The organism is Sphingomonas sp. BK580 (genome assembly GCF_014194975.1).
Classification (GTDB): Bacteria; Pseudomonadota; Alphaproteobacteria; order Sphingomonadales; family Sphingomonadaceae; genus Sphingomonas.
In genome coordinates this window covers 12,204-28,722 of sequence record NZ_JACIAY010000016.1, presented here as the reverse complement: position 1 = coordinate 28,722, position 16,519 = coordinate 12,204, and the positions used below count along the sequence as shown (strand labels likewise).

Sequence of the window (16,519 nt, the reverse complement as noted above, 5' to 3'; positions counted from 1 at the left end):
GGCGCCATTGACGCGCCCTCCCGCCGCGAGGCAGGTCGGTGCGCGAGAGGCGCCGACGGCGGTCGACGGCGCGAGGACAAGGACCGACGTGCCCGAGCCGAGAGGACGTCGCCGCGGCGTGACGATCATCGACGTCGCCAAACAGGCCGGCGTGTCGCCGATGACGGTCTCGCGCGTGATCAACGGCGATCCGGGCGTGCGCGAGCAGACGCGCGAGCTGGTCAATGCCACGATCCGCGAGCTCAACTACACCCCCAACCTCTCGGCGCGCAGCCTCGTCACCTCGCGCGAGCTGCGCATCGGCGTGATCTACGCGAACCCGAGCGCCGCCTTCATGAGCGGCTTCCTCGCCGGCGTGTTCGAGGAGGCGTCGGCGCGCGCGGCACAGCTGATCCTGCTGAAGGGCAAGCACGGCGGCGTGCCGAGCCACGCCGAGATCGAGCAGCTGATCGGCTCCGGGATCGGTGGCGTGATCCTGACGCCGCCCTTGGGCGAGTCAGGGACGGTGCGGCGGATCCTGCGCGATGCCGGGCTGCCGATGGCGGTCGTCGCGGGGCGGGTCGCCGACGCCATCTCGGTCGGCATCGACGATCGCCGCGCCGCGTACGACATGACCCGCCACCTGATCGCGCTCGGCCATCGCCGCATCGGCTTCATCGTCGGGAACCCCGACCAGTCCGCCAGCGCCGAGCGGCTCGTCGGCTTCACCGATGCCGCGCACGAGGCGGGCGTCGAGACCTGCGTCGCGCAGGGGGATTTCAGCTACGCCTCGGGCCTGGTCGCGGGCGAGCGACTGCTCGACGCGCCCGCACCGCCGAGCGCGATCTTCGCCAGCAACGACGACATGGCCGCGGCGGTCGTCTCGGTGGCGCACCGTCGCCATCTCGACGTGCCGCGCGATCTGACCGTCGCCGGGATGGACGACAGTATCGCCGCGACCACGCTTTGGCCGCCGCTGACGACGATCCGCCAGCCCGTGCAGGAGCTGGCGGGCGAGGCGCTGCGGCTGCTGATCGACGAGATGCGCGCGGCGCGGGGCAAGAGCGTGCGCTGCGCGGCGCGCGTGCTCGATCACGTCCTGATCGAGCGCGAGTCGACCGCGGCGCCCGCCTCCTGAGCGCTCCCCGAGCGGTGCCGAGGACGCGTGGCTTGTCATGTTAGCGGTAACCCCTACGATCGCGGCTCACGACCGCGGGCGGTGAGGAGAGGTGAGATGCGGCGAACGACGAGTCATGTCGGCGCGGGACTGGGCGTGCTGCTCACCGTGGCGAGCGCCGCCGCCACCGCACAGGTGGCCCGCTTCGAGCGCTTCACCTACGAGGGTCGCGCGCAGGAGCAGGCGCCGCTGGCTCGCGGACAGTATCGCAACCCGATCCTCAGCGGCTACTACCCCGACCCCTCGGTTACTCGAGTCGGCGACGACTACTATCTCGTCAACTCGTCCTTCGCGCACTTCCCAGGGCTGCCGGTGTTCCACTCCAGGAACCTGGTCGACTGGACCCAGATCGGCAACGCGATCGACCGCCCCGACCAGCTCGACTTCACCGGGCGGCGCGTCTCGGAGGCGGTGTTCGCGCCCGACATCTCCTATCACGCCGGAATCTTCTACATCGCCAACACCTGTGTCTCGTGCGGCGGCAATTTCATCATCACTGCGCGCGACCCTGCCGGCCCCTGGTCCAAGCCGATCTCGCTGCCGTTCGAGGGGATCGATCCGTCGATCTACTGGGAAGGCGATCGCGCCTATATCGTCAACAACCGCGCGCCCGCCGAGCCGCCGCGCTACGACGGCCACCGCGCGCTGTGGGTACAGGAATATGACTGGCGCGCGGGCAAGATGGTCGGCGTGAGCACGCAGCTCGTCAACGGCGGCGTCGATCTCACCACCAAGCCGGTATGGATCGAGGGGCCGCACCTGCTCAAGAGGGACGGCTTCTACTATCTCACCGCGGCGGAGGGCGGCACCGGCGACCATCACTCGCAGGTCGTGTTCCGCTCGCGCGCGCTGCGCGGGCCGTTCGTCCCCTATGCCGGCAATCCGATCCTGACGCAGTGGGACCTGCCGGCGGACCGCGCGCACCCGGTCACCTCGGCGGGCCACGCCAAGCTGGTAGAGACGCAGAACGGCGACTGGTGGGCGACCTTCCTGGCGACGCGGCCCTATGCCGACGGCCATTACACCATCGGCCGCGAGACCTTCCTGCTGCCGGTGACGTGGCGCGACGGTTGGCCGCACATCCTCGAGCGCGGGCGCGCGATCCCCTTCGTCGCGGCGCGGCCTCGGCTGCCGGCGAGCCCCCCGCGCGCGCTCCCGACGAGCGGCGACTTCGGCTATGTCGACGAGTTCGACGACACCACACTCGCCATGCAGTGGATCGGGATCCGCACGCCGCGCCAGCCTTTCTATCGCTTGGCCGGCGGGACGCTCGAGCTGCACGCCGCAGGCCGCTTCGGCGACCTGAGCGGCACCCCCGCTTTCCTCGGCCGGCGTCAGCAGCACCATGTCGCCACGGTATCGACCGTGCTGCGCTTCGCGCCCGAGCACGACGGCGCGCGCGCCGGGCTGGCGGCGGTGCAGAGCGACCGCTCGCTGCTCGAGTTCGCGGTCACCCGGGTGGACGGCCGCGCGGTGGTGGCGCTGTACAAGCGCGACCTCGCGGACAGTGACACGCTCGTGGCCTCCGCGCCGATCGAGGCGAGCGGCGCGGTGACGCTGACGATCCGCGCCGACGGCGGCACGATGGCGTTCGACTATACCGCCGGCGGCGAGCGGCGGACGCTGGGTGACCGTCTCGACGTGACCTTCCTCAGCACGCAGCGGGCTGGCGGCTTCGTCGGCACCGTGATCGGACCGTTCGTCGAGGCGCCGTGAGCCTGGCGTGCAAGCCGCTCCACCCTCCGCCGCGGCCGCGGTGGCAGCGTCGCGGCCGACGCGCTAAGGCACGCTGAGAGAGACGGAGGACCAGGGGGGCCGATGACGGACCGGGAAGCGGCGCGCGACGTGGAACTGCGTGTCATCGACGAGCGGCTGCACGATTGGGGGCTGCCACGCTATCAGACCGACATGGCGGCAGGGATCGACCTCCACGCGTGCATCGACGCGCCGCTGACGCTTCAGCCGCAGGCGCCTGCGGTACTGATCCCCTCGGGCATCGCGCTGCTGATGAACGACCCCTATATGGCCGCGGTGCTGCTCGCGCGGTCCGGCCTCGGCCACAAGAAGGGCCTGATCCTCGGTCAATCGGTCGGGCTGATCGACGCGGACTATGCCGACCAGATCTACATCAGCGCGTGGTTGCGCACCCCGCCCGGCTCCGAGCCGCTGGTGATCGCGCCGGGCGATCGTATCGCGCAGCTCGTCTTCGTCCCGATCCTGCGGCCCGCGCTGCGCGTGGTGGAGGCATTCTCGTCCGAAACGGGCCGTGGCCTTGGCGGGTTCGGCTCGACCGGCTACGGTAGCATCGCGGCGCGGTCGCCCGCGAGCGAGTGAAGGGAGCCCGGACGGACAGTCTCGATGATCGATGGCGACGTGTACCAGCGCCGCGGTCGCGACCTCGTCCGGCCGAACGGGCAGAAGACCGAAGCACGCCTGTCCCGCGCGGTGACCGGCCGGTGATCGTCGCGCTCGCGCTGTGGCTGCAGGCGTCGCCGCTCGCACCGCCGATCGACTGGAGCGCGCTCCAGCAGGTGCCGCTGCTGCATCGCTGGGAGCCGGGCGACCAGATCACCGCCTTCGTGCGCGACGAGGTGCGCGCGGGACGCTGCGGGACTCCCGACACCAAGCGCATCACCGTCGATCTCGTCGTCTATCTCGGCAGCGAGGGCCAGGTGCGCCGGATCGTGCCGCGCGCGATCGATTGCCCCACGGTGGAGCAATATGCCTCGGGCCTGACGCTGCGCGCGCTGCGCGGCAATGTCGCCGACGTGCCTGCCGCGGGCTGGTACCGCAGCTCGATCACCTTCGACTGGCCGTGACGCTGACCGCGGACGAGCTCGCGCGTTACGCGCGCCATATCGTGCTGCCGGAGGTCGGCGGCGCCGGCCAGCTGCGGCTGCGCCGCGCGCGCGTCGTGGTGATCGGTGCGGGTGGGATCGGCTCGCCGGTGCTGCACTATCTCGGCGCCGCGGGCGTGGGGCATCTCGACGTGGTCGACGACGACCGCGTCGACGCCAGCAACCTGCAGCGCCAGACACTCTACACCACCGCCGACCTCGGCACGTACAAGGCGGCCGCGGCCGCCGCGGCCGTGGCGCGGCTGAACCCCCACGTGAGCGTGCGACCGCTGATGCGGCGCATCGGCGCCGCCAACGCCGCGTCCCTGCTGGACGGTGCCGACGCGGTGATCGACGGCAGCGACAATTTCGACACGCGCCTCGCGGTCGCCGACGCGGCACTGGCGCTGCGGGTGCCCCTGATCTCCGCCGCGGTCGGGCGCTTCGAGGGACAGATCGGCGTCTTCCGGGGCTGGGAGCGGGATCGCCCGTGCTACCGCTGTTTCGTCGGCGGAGCGCCGCAGCGCGACGGACTCACCTGCGCGGAGGAAGGCGTGCTCGGGCCGGTGACCGGCGTGGTCGGCAGCCTCGCCGCGCTCGAGGTCATCCGCCAGCTGGCGCCGTTCGGCGACGACAGCGCGGGCAAGCTGGTGCTGATCGACCTGCTCGCCCTGCGCTTCCGCACGCTCTCGCTACCGAAGGACCCGGGCTGCCCAGCCTGCGGGACGGACGCCGGCTGAGCGGCGCCGTCGCCGCGCAGCGAACACCGTTCGAAGAGGCTTGTCGCTGAGCCGACATCGTCATCCCGGCCACGGCCGGGACGACGAGGCGATGCGGCGGAACGTGCCGCCCGTCTACGCGAGCCGCTGCTGCGCGAAGGCGCGCACCGCCGGGCCGATGTCGTCGCGCGCGAGCGCGAGCGCCAGGTTCGCCATAATGAAGCCGGTCTTGTCGCCGCAGTCGAAGCGCTCGCCATTGAAGGTGAAGCCGTGGAACGGCTGGCGTCCGATCAGCTTGGCCATCGCGTCGGTCAGCTGGATCTCGCCCCCGGCGCCCGTCTCCTTGGCGTCGAGGATCTGCATCACCTCGGGCTGGAGGATGTAGCGGCCGGGGATCATCAGGTTGGACGGGGCCGAACCAGCCGCCGGCTTCTCGACCAGCGCGGTCACCTCGGTCAGCGCACCGTCGCGCTGGCCCGGCGAGATGATGCCGTACTTGTTGGTCTCCTCGGGGGCGACCTCGAGCGCGCCGATCACGTTGCCGCCGACCTGCTGGTAGGCATCGACCATCTGCTTGAGGAAGTTGGGCGAGCCTACCATCAGCTCGTCCGGCAGCAGCACCGCGAAGGGCTCGTCGCCGACGATCTCGCGCGCGCACCACACCGCATGGCCGAGGCCGAGCGGCTCCTGCTGGCGGACATAGACCGGCGAGCCCGGCTGCTGGCGGATCGTCTCGATCACCGCCAGGCTCTTGCCGCGCGCGCGCATCGTCGTCTCGAGTTCGAAGGAGACGTCGAAATGGTCCTCCAGCGCACCCTTGCCGCGACCGGTGACGAAGATCAGCTGCTCGATGCCAGCCTCGAGCGCTTCCTCGACCGCATATTGGATCAGCGGCTTGTCGACGACCGTCAGCATCTCCTTGGGCATCGCCTTGGTCGCGGGGAGGAAACGCGTCCCCAGTCCGGCGACGGGGAAGATGGCCTTGCGCACGGGCTTGATGGTCATTCGGTCCTCCTGATGGCGGCGGCTGTGTACCGGCCGTCGCGGTTCGCGGCAAACCGTTAGCGTGCGCGTAATCACGCCGCGAGCCGATTCGTGTTGCGCCGCACCAAATCCGGGCTCTATGGCACGCGAAGGCGCGGTTGCCCCGCGCCCGCGCCGCGCCTATGGCGCCGCGTCCCCGCTCCCGTGCCGGCCGTCCGCGACCATGCTGTCCAAGTTCCTTCGCCCCTCCCGCCCCGCGCCCGCCGCGAGCCTGTCCGTCGCGCCGGGCGAGCGCCTGTACGCCATCGGCGACGTCCACGGCTGTCGCGACGAGCTCGAGCGGCTGCTCGCCCTGATCGACGCCGACGACGCCAGCCGGTCGCCGGCGCGCACGTCGCTGATCTTCCTCGGCGACCTCGTCGATCGCGGACCCGACTCCGCCGGCGTCGTGGCGCGACTGCTCGATCTCGCGCGCGAGCGCCCGGCGACCCGCTTTCTCAAGGGGAATCACGAGGAGGTGTTCCTCCTCGCGCTCGGCGGCGATCGCGAGGCGCTGCGACTGTTCTGCCGCGTCGGCGGTCGCGAGACGCTGATGAGCTACGGCCTCGCGCGCGAGGACTACGATGCGCTCGACTACGATGAGCTGGCGGAGCGCCTGCCCGACCTGGTGCCGGCGACCCATCGCGCCTTTCTCGACGGCTTCGAGGATCTCATCGTCTCCGGCGATTACGCCTTCGTCCACGCCGGCATACGGCCCGAGGTTCCGCTCGAGGAACAGCTGGCCGCCGACCTGCGCTGGATCCGCGGCAGCTTCCTCGACTATCGCCGCCCGCATCCCAAGATGGTCGTCCACGGCCACACGATCACCGAGGACGTCGATAGGCGCGCGAACCGGATCGGCGTCGATACCGGCGCCTATGCCAGCGGGCGACTCAGTGCATTAGCGCTCGACGGCAGCGACAGCTGGATCGTGCAGACCTGAAGCCGCCGTGACCTATTTACCATAGGCTCAGCATAATCGCGCACTCGCCCCCTTGCTTTTCATCTTCGCCTCGGTAAGGGACAGGCGGAATGCAAAGGGAGTTTGACATGCGTCTTGCCAAGTACATGCTCGCTGCTGCCGCCGCCACGATGGCGGTTGCTCCGGCGGTTGCGGCCCCGGCGAACCCGGCGGCGAGCCTGTCGGTCGCCAAGTCGGCTCGCGCCGGCTCGGCCTCGGCCAAGAAGAGCGACGTCGCTGGCGGTGGCATCATCGTCGCGGTCCTGGCGGCCGCCGCGGTGGTCGCGGGTATCGTCGTCGTCGCCGACGAGGATGACAGCGCGGACAGCAACTGAGCTGACCACGCTCCCTCGGGAGTAAGAGATAGCGGCCTTCGGGCCGCTATTTTTTTGTCCGCGTCCGACGGTGTGCTGACCGAAGCCGTGGCCACGACGCGCCGACGGCCTGGTCGTTCTGCCGTGCGAGCCGGGGCCTGCGCCCGTACGTGCCGTGCCTAGATCAACCAGGGTCAGCGCTGAGCAAGGGGCTGGCGGCGGCTACGGACGTTCGTCGATGATCACGTCACCCGCGCCAGGCCTAGGTGGTCTTTGTGGCGCCGGTCGAGCAGAGCGTCCGCCGTTCACCGGCGACCGCGACGAGAAAGGGCGACCTCTCGGCCGCCCCTCCCCGTCTCAGCTCACGGTCGTCAGCCTGCTCAGCGACCGCCGGGTGCTCCACCCGGCATCCCGGGCATGCCGCCGCCGGGCATACCGCCCATCATCTGCTGCTGCATCTGCAGCTGACGCAACGTCGCCTCGGGGATGAAGTCCTGTAGCTCGACGTCGAACACCAAGGTCGAGTTGGGCGGGATCGGCCCGGTCGAGCGCTCGCCATAACCCAGCTCGGGCTTGATCCAGAGGCGGTACTTGCCGCCCTTGTGCATCAGCTTGAGCCCCTCGGAGAAGCCCGGCACCACGCCCGACACCGGCAGCGGGGTCGGCTGCTGCGACTTGTCGAAGACGGTACCGTCGAGCAGCCGCCCCTCGTAGTTCACCAGCGTGACGTCCGCGTTGGTCGGGCTCGGCGACTTCACGTCGCCCGCCTTGAGCACCTTGTAGCGAAGCCCTGACGGAGTGGTGATGATCCCGGTGTCGCCCGCGCGCGCCAGCGCGACGCCGGCGACGAGCGCGATCAGCAGGCCGGCGACCAGCCAGAGCACGTAAGCGCGCTTGACGGGCTGGAGCGGGACGGCGGTGACGGTCGACATCGGTTCAGGACACCCCGGTTGCGCCGCCACCGGCGGCGATCACGTACGACAGGCAGCTCGCGCCCGTCAGGCGGACGACACGCGCCCGCCTCTCATCCCCGCACCCGAGAGCGCGGGGATCGAAGCCGCTCACCGCGCGCCGTCGCGCTCGGCGCGCTTGCGCTCCAGCTTGCGGGCACGACGAACCGCGGCCGCGCGCTCGCGCGCACGCTTCTCCGACGGCTTCTCGTAATGGCGACGCAGCTTCATCTCGCGATACACGCCTTCGCGCTGCAGCTTCTTCTTGAGCGCGCGAAGGGCCTGGTCGACGTTGTTGTCGCGAACGATGATCTGCATAAAACCGATAAACTCCGGATCAAACGGCTAAAGCGGCAGCGGACGGGGCCCGCGCCGAACACACCGCCTCTAGCAGCATGGGCCCGCCCCCGCAAGCACCGCGGCTCAGCCGATCACCATCGGCGCGGGGATGACACGGCGGTGCTGCAACGCGGGCACACGGGCGCGCACGTCACGCTGCGCCTCCGCGTCGATCTCGGCATATCCGATGCCGGGCGCCTCGCCCATGTCGAGCAGCACCTCGCCCCAGGGATCGACCACCAGCGAGTGGCCGTACGTGGCGCGCCCGTCCTCGTGAACCCCGCTCTGCGCCGCCGCCACGACGTAGCACGCGGCCTCGATCGCGCGCGCGCGCAGCAGCACGTGCCAATGCGCCGCGCCGGTCGGCCGAGTGAAGGACGCGGGCACCGACAGGATCGTGGCGCCGCCGTCCGACAGCGCGCGGTACAGATCGGGGAAGCGCATGTCGTAGCAGATCGACAGCCCCATCCGCCCGAGCGGCGTCGCTACCAACACTGGCCGATCGCCCGCGGCATACGCGGCGGATTCACGCCAGCTCTCGCCGCTGGGCAGGTCGACGTCGAACAGGTGCATCTTGTCGTAGCGCGCTCGGATGTTGCCCTGCGAGTCGATGACGAAGCTGCGATTGGCGAAGCGCGCGTCGTGGCGGCGCAGCGCCAGCGAGCCGAGCTGCACCCACACGCCCGCGCGCGTCGCCGCCTCGCGCACCGCGACCAGTACCTGATCCTCGCCCTCGCGCACGATCGCCTGCGCCGCGCGCCCACGGTCGCGGTCGAGCACGCCCGACATCTCGGGCGTGAAGACCATCTCGGCGCCGTTCGCGCCCGCCTCCTCGATCGCCGCGGCCAGCGCCGCCGCGTTGCGCGCGGGATCGATCCCGCTGGTGGTCTGGACAACCGCGATCCTGGTCAAACCTTACTCCTCGCCCGCTCCCCAAGAGCAACGCGGTTCGCCGCGCAAGTGTTGCACGCGCGACACAGGGCGTGTGCGAACGCGCTTTGTTGCAGCGGCGTCATCCGCGCGATACGCGTGGTCACCAGTCGGGTTGCCATGCCCGACCTCTCGCTCGCTCTCGCCCCGGACACCGCCGTGGACCTCGCCACCCGCATCCTCATCGTCGACGACGATCCCGGCATCCGCGAGCTCACCGCCGCCTTCCTCGCCGGCCACGGCTATGTCGTGGACGTCGCGGCCGACGGCGTCGAGATGCGCGATCGGCTCACGCGCGAGAGTTACGCGCTGATCGTGCTCGACGTGATGATGCCCGGCGAGGACGGCCTCTCGATCTTGCGCTCGCTCGACCGCTCGACCAGCCCGGCGGTGATCATCATGTCGGTGATCAGCGAGGAAGTCGACCGCATCGTCGGGCTCGAGATGGGCGCGGACGATTATGTCGCCAAGCCCGCCAACCCGCGCGAGCTGCTGGCACGGATCCGCTCGGTGCTGCGCCGCAACCAGGCCGCGGCCAGCGCGACGCCGAGCGCGGGACGGCCCTACCTGCGCTTCGCGGGCTGGCGACTCGATCCGGTCGGGCGCCAGCTGTTCGACCCCGATCAGGTCGTCATCAACCTCTCCGACGGCGAGTTCCGCCTGCTGCTCGCCTTCGCCGAGCACCCGCGGCGCGTGCTCACCCGCGACCAGCTGCTCGACCTCTCGCGCGGGCTCAACGCCGAGCATTTCGACCGCGCGATCGATGTCCAGGTCAGCCGGTTGCGGCGCAAGCTGACTCGCGAGGACGCGCCGGTCGGAGAGGAACTGATCCGCACCGTGCGCAACGAAGGCTATATGTTCACCAGCGACGTCGAGCGGCGCTGAGGCGCCGGCTATGACTCGCCCTTACCGGCAAGCTCGCTCGATCGCGCAGCCGATCTTCGCGCTGGTGATCGCCTCGGTGATCGCCGCCACCGCGATCCTATTCTTCGTGACTTTCAGCGGGCCGCCGCCGCGCGTACCGCCGCGCCCGCTCGAGGCGATCACCGCGGCGCTGCGAGGGTTGCCGGCGCCACCGCTACCGCCCGAGTTCCGACGCTTTCGCCCGCCCGGCCGCTTCCGCACGTGGCGGATCGAGCCGCTGGAGACGCTCACCGCGGCCGCCCCGCCCGCGCCGCGCTGGCGCGAGAAGCCCGACGCGCTGACCCAGGCGCGGATCGCCGCGCTGCTCCACGTCACGCCACGCAGCGTGCTCGCCTTCACCGAGCTGAGCCCGCGCGGCGGCGGGCGCGAACTGTTCGGCTCGTTCACCGTCGCCTGGCACCTGCCGCACGGCTGGCGCGTCGTGCGCAGCCCGGCGCTGCCACTGTTCACGCGCTGGCATCTCAACACATTGATCGCGATGCTGGTCGCCATCGTAGCGCTGTCGATCCCGGCGTGGATGCTGTCGCGCGCGATCTCGCGCCCGCTGGCGCGGCTCGCCGCCGCGGCCGACCGCGCCGGCACCGGCGCGCCGCTGCCGCCCTTGCCCGAGGGCGGGCGCGAGGTGCGCGAACTGGCGCACGCGGTCTCGACCATGCACGCCCGGCTGGCCGGCCACGCCGAGTCGCGCACCGCCATGCTGGCCGCGATCGCGCACGATCTCGGCACGCCGCTGTCGCGACTTGCGTTCTGGGTCGAGCAGTTGCCCGACGGCGCGCGTGACCGCGCCGTCGCCGACATCGACGAGATGCGCGCGATGATCGCCGAGGTGCTCCGCTTCGCGCGCCACGACGTCGGCCGGCGCGAGGAGACGCTGGTCGAGCTGTCGAGCCTGCTCGACAGCCTGGCCGAGGACATGGCGGTCGGCGGCGCCGCGGTGGCGGTCGCGGCGGGTCCACGCGCGGTGGTGAGCGGCGACCCAAGCGGGCTGCGCCGCCTGTTCGCGAACCTGATCGGCAACGCGCTGCGCTACGGCGATTCCGCCGAACTCGCCTGGCGGATCGAGGACGGGCGTGTCACCGTCACGGTCGCAGACCAGGGCCCCGGCATCGATCCGGCGCAGGCCGAGCGCTTGTTCGAGCCGTTCGTGCGCGGGGACCCGTCGCGCAATCGCTCGACCGGCGGCACCGGGCTGGGACTGGCGATCGTGCGCTCGATCGCCGCGCGCCACGGCGGCACTGCCCTGCTCGCCAACCGCGAGGACACGACGGGCGCCGTGGCGACGGTGACACTGCCGCTGGCACGCTGAAACAAGCGGCAACCTCGCGGTCGCACGCCGACATCGCGGCATGCGGCACGGCCGGCAGTAGGGTCGCGACGTTCGGGAGTCGCCTTCGTCCCGTCATGCCAGGACCCTCGCCGGCATCCATCGTCCGCGCGCACCACCAACAGGGTGCGCGCGGCGGCATGGAGCCCGGCGCAAGGCCAGGAGACGACGAGGCGGAGGGCGAAGCCCGGACAGCGAAAGGGACCCGCATGCACCACGACGACCACGACCACGACCGCGGCCTCGCCCACGACCTCCAGGTGATGGGGCGGATGGTACAGCGCCGCCGCGCACTCCGATGGTTCGCCGGCGCGGGCACGCTCGCGCTGGTGGCGGGCTGCGGCGGCTCGGGCGACGCCGAGACGGATGTCGCGACCACGACGACGCCGAGCCCCACGCCCACGCCGACGCCCACCCCGACCCCCACGCCCTCCGCCAGCGGCGGCGGCAACGCGACCACCGGCTGCGTCCTCAACGCGAGTGAGACCGGCGGCCCCTACCCCGCCGATGGCACCAACGCGTCGAGCGGCTCGACCGCGAACGTGCTCACCGCGACCGGGATCGTGCGCAGCGACGTCCGCGCCAGTTTCCTCAGCAGCACCACCTTGGCCACCGGCGTGCAGGTGACGCTCACGCTCACGCTGGTCGACGTCAACCAGTCGTGCGCACCGCTCGCCGGCTATGCCATCTACCTGTGGCACTGCGATCGCGAGGGGCATTACTCGCTCTACACCGCGCCCGCGGAGAGCTACCTTCGCGGCGTGCAGGTCACCGACAGCAACGGTCAGGTGACCTTCACCACGATCTTCCCCGGCTGCTACGACGGCCGCTGGCCGCACATCCACTTCGAGGTCTTCTCCAGCCTGGCCAATGCGCTCGGCGGCCGGTACGCGACGCTCACCTCGCAGCTGGCGCTGCCGTCCGCGACCTGCGCGACCGTCTACGCCGACACCGCCACCTATCCGTCGAGCGCGAGCAACTTCGCGCGCGTCGCGCTGTCGAGCGACAACGTCTTCGGCGACAACACCACCGCGCAGAACACGCAGATGACGCCGGCCTTCACCGGCACGGCGAGCGCCGGCTATGCCGCCTCCGCGGTGATCGGCTTGGCGCGCTGAGCCGGCACAGCTAAGAGGCGCGCCATGACCGGCGCGCCCCTGATCCTCTACAACAGCCTGACCCGCGAGCCGGAGACCTTCCGCCCGCTCGACCCGGCGAACGTGCGCGTCTACTCGTGCGGGCCGACGGTCTATCACTATGCCCACATCGGGAACCTGCGCGCCTATGTCTTCACCGACACGCTCGCGCGCGTGATCCGCTGGAAGGGGTGGCCGCTCACCCATGTCATCAACATCACCGACGTCGGCCACCTCACCTCCGACGCCGACGCGGGCGACGACAAGATGGAGGCCGCCGCGCGCGCCTCCGGCCGCGACATCTGGGCGATCGCGCGCCATTACACCGAGGCGTTCGAGCGCAACCTCGCCGAGCTCAACATCGTGCCGCCGACGCATCTGCCGCGCGCCACCGATCACGTCGCCGAGATGATCGCCTGGGGCGAGACGATCGCCGAGCGCCACTGCTACGGGCTCGACGACGGCCTCTACTTCGACACCAGCACGGTGCCCGACTACGGTCGGCTCGCCGGCGGGCAGGACGATGCCGCGCACGCGCGGATCGAGGCGGTGGCGGGCAAGCGCCACCCGCAGGACTTCGCGATCTGGCGCCGCACTCCGCCGGGCGAGACCCGACAGATGGAGTGGGACTCGCCCTGGGGCCGCGGCGCGCCGGGCTGGCATCTCGAATGCTCAGTGATGAGCCGGCGCTATCTCGGCGCGGCCTTCGACATCCACACCGGCGGGATCGACCATCGCGAGATCCACCACCCCAACGAGATCGCGCAGAACCAGGCCTATTGCGACTGCGCCGACACCGGCGCGCAGATCTGGATGCACAACAATTTCGTCGTCGACCGCGGCGGCAAGATGAGCAAGTCGTCCGGCGAGTTCATGACGCTCGATCGGCTGGTCGAGCGCGGCTTCCACCCGCTCGCCTACCGGCTGATGTGCCTGCAGGCGCATTATCGCAGCGAGCTCGACTTCTCCTGGGAGAATCTGGCGGCGGCGCAGGTGCGCTTGAAGCGGCTGGTCCACGCGGTCGCGGCGCTGCGCGCGCGCGATCCCGGCGTCGCCAAGGGCGCGCCCTCGACCTATCGCGACCAGCTCGACGCCGCGTTGAGCGACGACCTCAACACGCCCCGCGCGCTGCCGGTGGTGGACTCGCTGCTCGCCGACAAGCGGGTCTCGGCGGCGGATCGCCTGGCGCTGCTCGACGAGATCGACGCGCTGCTCGGGCTGGGGCTGTCGACGCTGACGCGCGAGGCGCTGCGCGTCCGCCCCGCCAGCGCGACGATCGACGAGGCCGACATCACCGCGGCACTCGAGCGCCGCCGCGCCGCGCGCGCGGAGAAGGACTTCGCTCGCTCGGACTCGATCCGCGACCAACTCGCCGCGGCGGGGGTCGAGGTGATGGACGGCGATCCGCTGGGCTGGGACTGGAAGATCACGATATAGGTCTTTGTCCGTTCCCTGTGCCCCGGCGCAGGCCGGGGCCCAATTGGGGAACGTTGGTAGCTTCCACTACGGCTTTCCCAACTGCGCCCCGGCCTTCGCCGGGGAGCAGCAGGAAGGTGAAGCCGCCTCACCTCTCACATCAGGAGGAATCGCCACATGCAACTCGGGATCGAGGGACGTCGCGCCATCGTCTGCGCGTCGAGCCAGGGGCTCGGCCGCGCCTGTGCCGAGGCGCTCGCCGCCGCGGGCTGCGCGCTGGTGCTCAACGGGCGCGACGCCGACGCGCTCGCCGCCACCGCCGATGCGATCCGCGCCGCGCACGGCGTCGCGGTCGAGACGGTCGCCGGCGACGTCGCCGACGAGCTGCTACAGGCCGCGCTGGTCGACGCCGCGGGCGGCGCGCCCGACATCCTCGTCAACAACAACGGCGGCCCGCCGCTGCGCGACTTCCGCGCGATCGACCGCGACGCGCTGCGCGCCGGCGTCGAGGCCAACATGATCACGCCGATCCGCCTCACCCAGCGCGTGATCGACGGCATGGTCGAGCGCGGCTTCGGTCGGATCGTCTGCATCACCTCCGCCTCGGTGAAGGCACCGCTCGCCGGGCTCGACCTGTCGAGCGGCGCGCGCGCGGGGCTGACCGGCTTCCTCGCGGGCGTCGCGCGGCAGGTGGCGCACGCCGACGTCACGATCAACTTCCTCCTCCCCGGCCAGTTCGCGACGCGCCGGCTCGACAGCGTCCACGCGGCAGCGGCAGAGACGCAGGGCGTGGACGTCGCCGAGGCGGCGCGACGCGGCGCGGCGCGCATACCCGCGCACCGCTACGGCGATCCCGCCGAGTTCGGCGCCGCCTGCGCCTTCCTCTGCTCCGCTAAGGCGGGCTATATCACGGGGCAGAGCCTCTTGATCGACGGCGGTGCCTATCCTGGTATCTTGTGAGGCCGGATCGAGACCGATGAACGTTGCGAGTCGCGCACGTTTCGTTCAAGGCGCGCGGCGAAATGGAAGGAAGATTACCGATGGCCATGTCATGGGCCCCCGACAGCTGGACCAAGGCCGAGGCGCGCCAGCTCCCTGACTATCCCGACGCCGCCGCGCTGGACGCCGCGACGCATCGGCTCGCCACCTTCCCGCCGCTCGTCTTCGCGGGTGAGGCGCGCAACCTCACCGCCGATCTCGCCAAGGTCGCCGAGGGCAAGGCCTTCCTGCTTCAGGGCGGCGACTGCGCCGAGAGCTTCGCCGAGTTCCACCCCAACAACATCCGCGACACGTTCCGCGTCATCCTGCAGATGGCGGTGGTGCTCACCTTCGCCTCGAAGCTGCCGGTGGTGAAGGTCGGCCGGATGGCGGGCCAGTTCGCCAAGCCGCGCTCGACCGCGACCGAGGTGATCGACGGCGTCGAGCTGCCGAGCTACCGCGGCGACAACGTCAACGACATCGCCTTCACGCCCGAGTCGCGCCTGCCGGATCCCGAGCGGATGGTCCGCGCCTACGCCCAGTCGGCGGCGACGCTCAACCTGCTGCGCGCCTTCGCGCAGGGCGGCTACGCCAACCTTCACCAGGTGCATCGCTGGACCCACGACTTCATGGGCCGCAGCCCCTGGGCGAAGAAATACGCCGAGACCGCCGACCGGATCGGCGAGGCGCTCGACTTCATGGAGGCGTGCGGCATCAGCCCCGATACGGTGCCGCAGCTGTCGCAGACCACCTTCTACACCAGCCACGAGGCGCTGCTGCTCCCGTTCGAGCAGGCGCTGGCGCGGCAGGACTCGCTCACCGGCGACTGGTACGACACGTCGGCGCATTTCCTCTGGATCGGCGACCGCACCCGCTTCGAAGGCTCGGCGCACGTCGAGTTCCTGCGCGGCATCGGCAACCCGATCGGGGTCAAGTGCGGGCCGTCGCTCGAGCCGGACGCGCTGCTGCGCATGCTCGACACGCTCAACCCGCGTCGCGTGCCCGGGCGCATGACGCTGATCACGCGCTACGGCTACGACAAGATCGAGGCGCATCTGCCGCGGCTGGTGCGCGCGGTGACGCGCGAGGGTCATCCGGTGGTGTGGAGCTGCGACCCGATGCACGGCAACACCGTCAAGGCGGCGAGCGGCTACAAGACTCGGCCGTTCGACCGCATCCTCGCCGAGGTGCGCGGCTTCTTCGCGGTCCACCGCGCCGAGGGCACGCACGCCGGCGGCATCCACGCCGAGATGACGGGGCAGAACGTCACCGAGTGCACCGGCGGCGCGATCGACGTGACCGAGCAGAGCCTCGCCGACCGCTATCACACGCACTGCGACCCGCGGCTCAACGCCGGGCAGAGCCTCGAGCTGGCCTTCCTGCTGGCCGAGATGCTCAACGCCGAGATGGCGGAGCGGCGCAAGGCGGCGTGACAGGCGCTCCACGGGGTCGCGCGAGAAAAGCGTGCGGCCCCGGGTGCGATGCGGCGAAAGTCGCTTGACGGCGCTTTCA

The 16,519-nt window shown here is 70.9% G+C and carries 17 protein-coding genes; 13 read left to right on the top strand and 4 right to left on the bottom strand.

What is annotated here, in order from left to right:
* Positions 1-88: 88 nt before the first annotated feature.
* From FHY05_RS20545 to FHY05_RS20525, 5 genes are all read left to right on the top strand, one after another.
* Positions 89-1,117 carry a LacI family DNA-binding transcriptional regulator gene (locus FHY05_RS20545; protein ID WP_311732545.1) on the top strand — a complete coding sequence of 343 codons (1,029 nt, stop codon included), beginning with the start codon at positions 89-91 and terminating at the stop codon, positions 1,115-1,117.
* 96 nt (positions 1,118-1,213) lie between these two features.
* The gene (locus FHY05_RS20540; RefSeq protein ID WP_183946303.1) at positions 1,214-2,872 is read left to right on the top strand and encodes a glycoside hydrolase family 43 protein; all 1,659 of its coding nucleotides are present in this window, start codon (positions 1,214-1,216) and stop codon (positions 2,870-2,872) included.
* Positions 2,873-2,974: 102 nt separating this feature from the next.
* A complete protein-coding gene (gene dut, locus FHY05_RS20535) occupies positions 2,975-3,490 on the top strand; it encodes a dUTP diphosphatase (RefSeq protein ID WP_183946302.1) in 516 nt (171 codons plus the stop codon).
* A 122-nt stretch (positions 3,491-3,612) separates the two neighbouring features.
* The gene (locus FHY05_RS20530; RefSeq protein WP_183946301.1) at positions 3,613-3,975 is read left to right on the top strand and encodes a hypothetical protein; all 363 of its coding nucleotides are present in this window, start codon (positions 3,613-3,615) and stop codon (positions 3,973-3,975) included.
* Positions 3,972-4,733, top strand: a complete 762-nt coding sequence (locus FHY05_RS20525) for a molybdopterin-synthase adenylyltransferase MoeB (protein WP_183946300.1) — start codon at positions 3,972-3,974, stop codon at positions 4,731-4,733. Before FHY05_RS20530 ends, FHY05_RS20525 begins: the two co-directional genes overlap by 4 nt.
* A gap of 114 nt (positions 4,734-4,847) precedes the next feature.
* On the opposite strand, the gene galU is transcribed toward FHY05_RS20525, so the two are convergent.
* Complete coding sequence (gene galU / locus FHY05_RS20520; RefSeq protein WP_183946299.1) at positions 4,848-5,717, bottom strand: UTP--glucose-1-phosphate uridylyltransferase GalU; 870 nt, start codon at positions 5,715-5,717, stop codon at positions 4,848-4,850.
* Between the two features lie 202 nt (positions 5,718-5,919).
* Here galU and FHY05_RS20515 point away from each other — a divergent pair, with 202 nt between their 5' ends.
* Together FHY05_RS20515 and FHY05_RS20510 are read left to right on the top strand one after the other, a co-directional pair.
* The gene (locus FHY05_RS20515) at positions 5,920-6,678 is read left to right on the top strand and encodes a metallophosphoesterase family protein (RefSeq protein ID WP_183946390.1); all 759 of its coding nucleotides are present in this window, start codon (positions 5,920-5,922) and stop codon (positions 6,676-6,678) included.
* A 107-nt stretch (positions 6,679-6,785) separates the two neighbouring features.
* The gene (locus FHY05_RS20510; RefSeq protein ID WP_183920927.1) at positions 6,786-7,031 is read left to right on the top strand and encodes a hypothetical protein; all 246 of its coding nucleotides are present in this window, start codon (positions 6,786-6,788) and stop codon (positions 7,029-7,031) included.
* A 359-nt stretch (positions 7,032-7,390) separates the two neighbouring features.
* On the opposite strand, the gene FHY05_RS20505 is transcribed toward FHY05_RS20510, so the two are convergent.
* The 3 genes from FHY05_RS20505 to FHY05_RS20495 all read right to left on the bottom strand — a co-directional run bounded on the left by FHY05_RS20505 (position 7,391) and on the right by FHY05_RS20495 (position 9,211).
* Positions 7,391-7,942, bottom strand: coding sequence for an FKBP-type peptidyl-prolyl cis-trans isomerase (locus tag FHY05_RS20505; RefSeq protein WP_183946298.1), 552 nt, complete (start codon positions 7,940-7,942; stop codon positions 7,391-7,393).
* 129 nt (positions 7,943-8,071) lie between these two features.
* Positions 8,072-8,278, bottom strand: coding sequence for a 30S ribosomal protein S21 (gene rpsU / locus FHY05_RS20500; RefSeq protein ID WP_007404630.1), 207 nt, complete (start codon positions 8,276-8,278; stop codon positions 8,072-8,074).
* A 105-nt stretch (positions 8,279-8,383) separates the two neighbouring features.
* A complete protein-coding gene (locus FHY05_RS20495) occupies positions 8,384-9,211 on the bottom strand; it encodes a carbon-nitrogen hydrolase family protein (RefSeq protein WP_183946297.1) in 828 nt (275 codons plus the stop codon).
* Positions 9,212-9,349: 138 nt separating this feature from the next.
* Here FHY05_RS20495 and FHY05_RS20490 point away from each other — a divergent pair, with 138 nt between their 5' ends.
* The 6 genes from FHY05_RS20490 (at position 9,350) to FHY05_RS20465 (ending at position 16,440) form a co-directional block, all read left to right on the top strand.
* A complete protein-coding gene (locus tag FHY05_RS20490) occupies positions 9,350-10,114 on the top strand; it encodes a response regulator (RefSeq protein WP_183946296.1) in 765 nt (254 codons plus the stop codon).
* Between the two features lie 10 nt (positions 10,115-10,124).
* Positions 10,125-11,459 (top strand): cell wall metabolism sensor histidine kinase WalK, encoded by a 1,335-nt coding sequence (locus FHY05_RS20485; RefSeq protein ID WP_183946295.1) that lies wholly within the window; start codon positions 10,125-10,127, stop codon positions 11,457-11,459.
* Positions 11,460-11,686: 227 nt separating this feature from the next.
* A complete protein-coding gene (locus tag FHY05_RS20480) occupies positions 11,687-12,595 on the top strand; it encodes an intradiol ring-cleavage dioxygenase (protein WP_183946294.1) in 909 nt (302 codons plus the stop codon).
* Between the two features lie 24 nt (positions 12,596-12,619).
* The gene (cysS, locus tag FHY05_RS20475; RefSeq protein ID WP_183946293.1) at positions 12,620-14,050 is read left to right on the top strand and encodes a cysteine--tRNA ligase; all 1,431 of its coding nucleotides are present in this window, start codon (positions 12,620-12,622) and stop codon (positions 14,048-14,050) included.
* 156 nt (positions 14,051-14,206) lie between these two features.
* Positions 14,207-14,989, top strand: coding sequence for an SDR family oxidoreductase (locus FHY05_RS20470; RefSeq protein ID WP_183946292.1), 783 nt, complete (start codon positions 14,207-14,209; stop codon positions 14,987-14,989).
* An 80-nt stretch (positions 14,990-15,069) separates the two neighbouring features.
* Positions 15,070-16,440 (top strand): class II 3-deoxy-7-phosphoheptulonate synthase, encoded by a 1,371-nt coding sequence (locus tag FHY05_RS20465; protein ID WP_183946291.1) that lies wholly within the window; start codon positions 15,070-15,072, stop codon positions 16,438-16,440.
* The last annotated feature ends 79 nt before the right edge of the window (positions 16,441-16,519 follow it).

Excerpts from the sequence above, each read along its gene's own strand:
- FHY05_RS20470 (WP_183946292.1), top strand. The coding sequence starts at position 14,207 with ATGCAACTCGGGATCGAGGGACGTCGCGCCATCGTCTGCGCGTCGAGC.
- FHY05_RS20515 (WP_183946390.1), top strand. The coding sequence starts at position 5,920 with ATGCTGTCCAAGTTCCTTCGCCCCTCCCGCCCCGCGCCCGCCGCGAGC.
- FHY05_RS20540 (WP_183946303.1), top strand. The coding sequence starts at position 1,214 with ATGCGGCGAACGACGAGTCATGTCGGCGCGGGACTGGGCGTGCTGCTC.
- cysS (WP_183946293.1), top strand. The coding sequence starts at position 12,620 with ATGACCGGCGCGCCCCTGATCCTCTACAACAGCCTGACCCGCGAGCCG.
- FHY05_RS20505 (WP_183946298.1), bottom strand. The coding sequence starts at position 7,942 with ATGTCGACCGTCACCGCCGTCCCGCTCCAGCCCGTCAAGCGCGCTTAC.
- FHY05_RS20510 (WP_183920927.1), top strand. The coding sequence starts at position 6,786 with ATGCGTCTTGCCAAGTACATGCTCGCTGCTGCCGCCGCCACGATGGCG.
- FHY05_RS20465 (WP_183946291.1), top strand. The coding sequence starts at position 15,070 with ATGGCCATGTCATGGGCCCCCGACAGCTGGACCAAGGCCGAGGCGCGC.
- FHY05_RS20480 (WP_183946294.1), top strand. The coding sequence starts at position 11,687 with ATGCACCACGACGACCACGACCACGACCGCGGCCTCGCCCACGACCTC.
- dut (WP_183946302.1), top strand. The coding sequence starts at position 2,975 with ATGACGGACCGGGAAGCGGCGCGCGACGTGGAACTGCGTGTCATCGAC.
- FHY05_RS20490 (WP_183946296.1), top strand. The coding sequence starts at position 9,350 with ATGCCCGACCTCTCGCTCGCTCTCGCCCCGGACACCGCCGTGGACCTC.
- FHY05_RS20485 (WP_183946295.1), top strand. The coding sequence starts at position 10,125 with ATGACTCGCCCTTACCGGCAAGCTCGCTCGATCGCGCAGCCGATCTTC.
- rpsU (WP_007404630.1), bottom strand. The coding sequence starts at position 8,278 with ATGCAGATCATCGTTCGCGACAACAACGTCGACCAGGCCCTTCGCGCG.
- galU (WP_183946299.1), bottom strand. The coding sequence starts at position 5,717 with ATGACCATCAAGCCCGTGCGCAAGGCCATCTTCCCCGTCGCCGGACTG.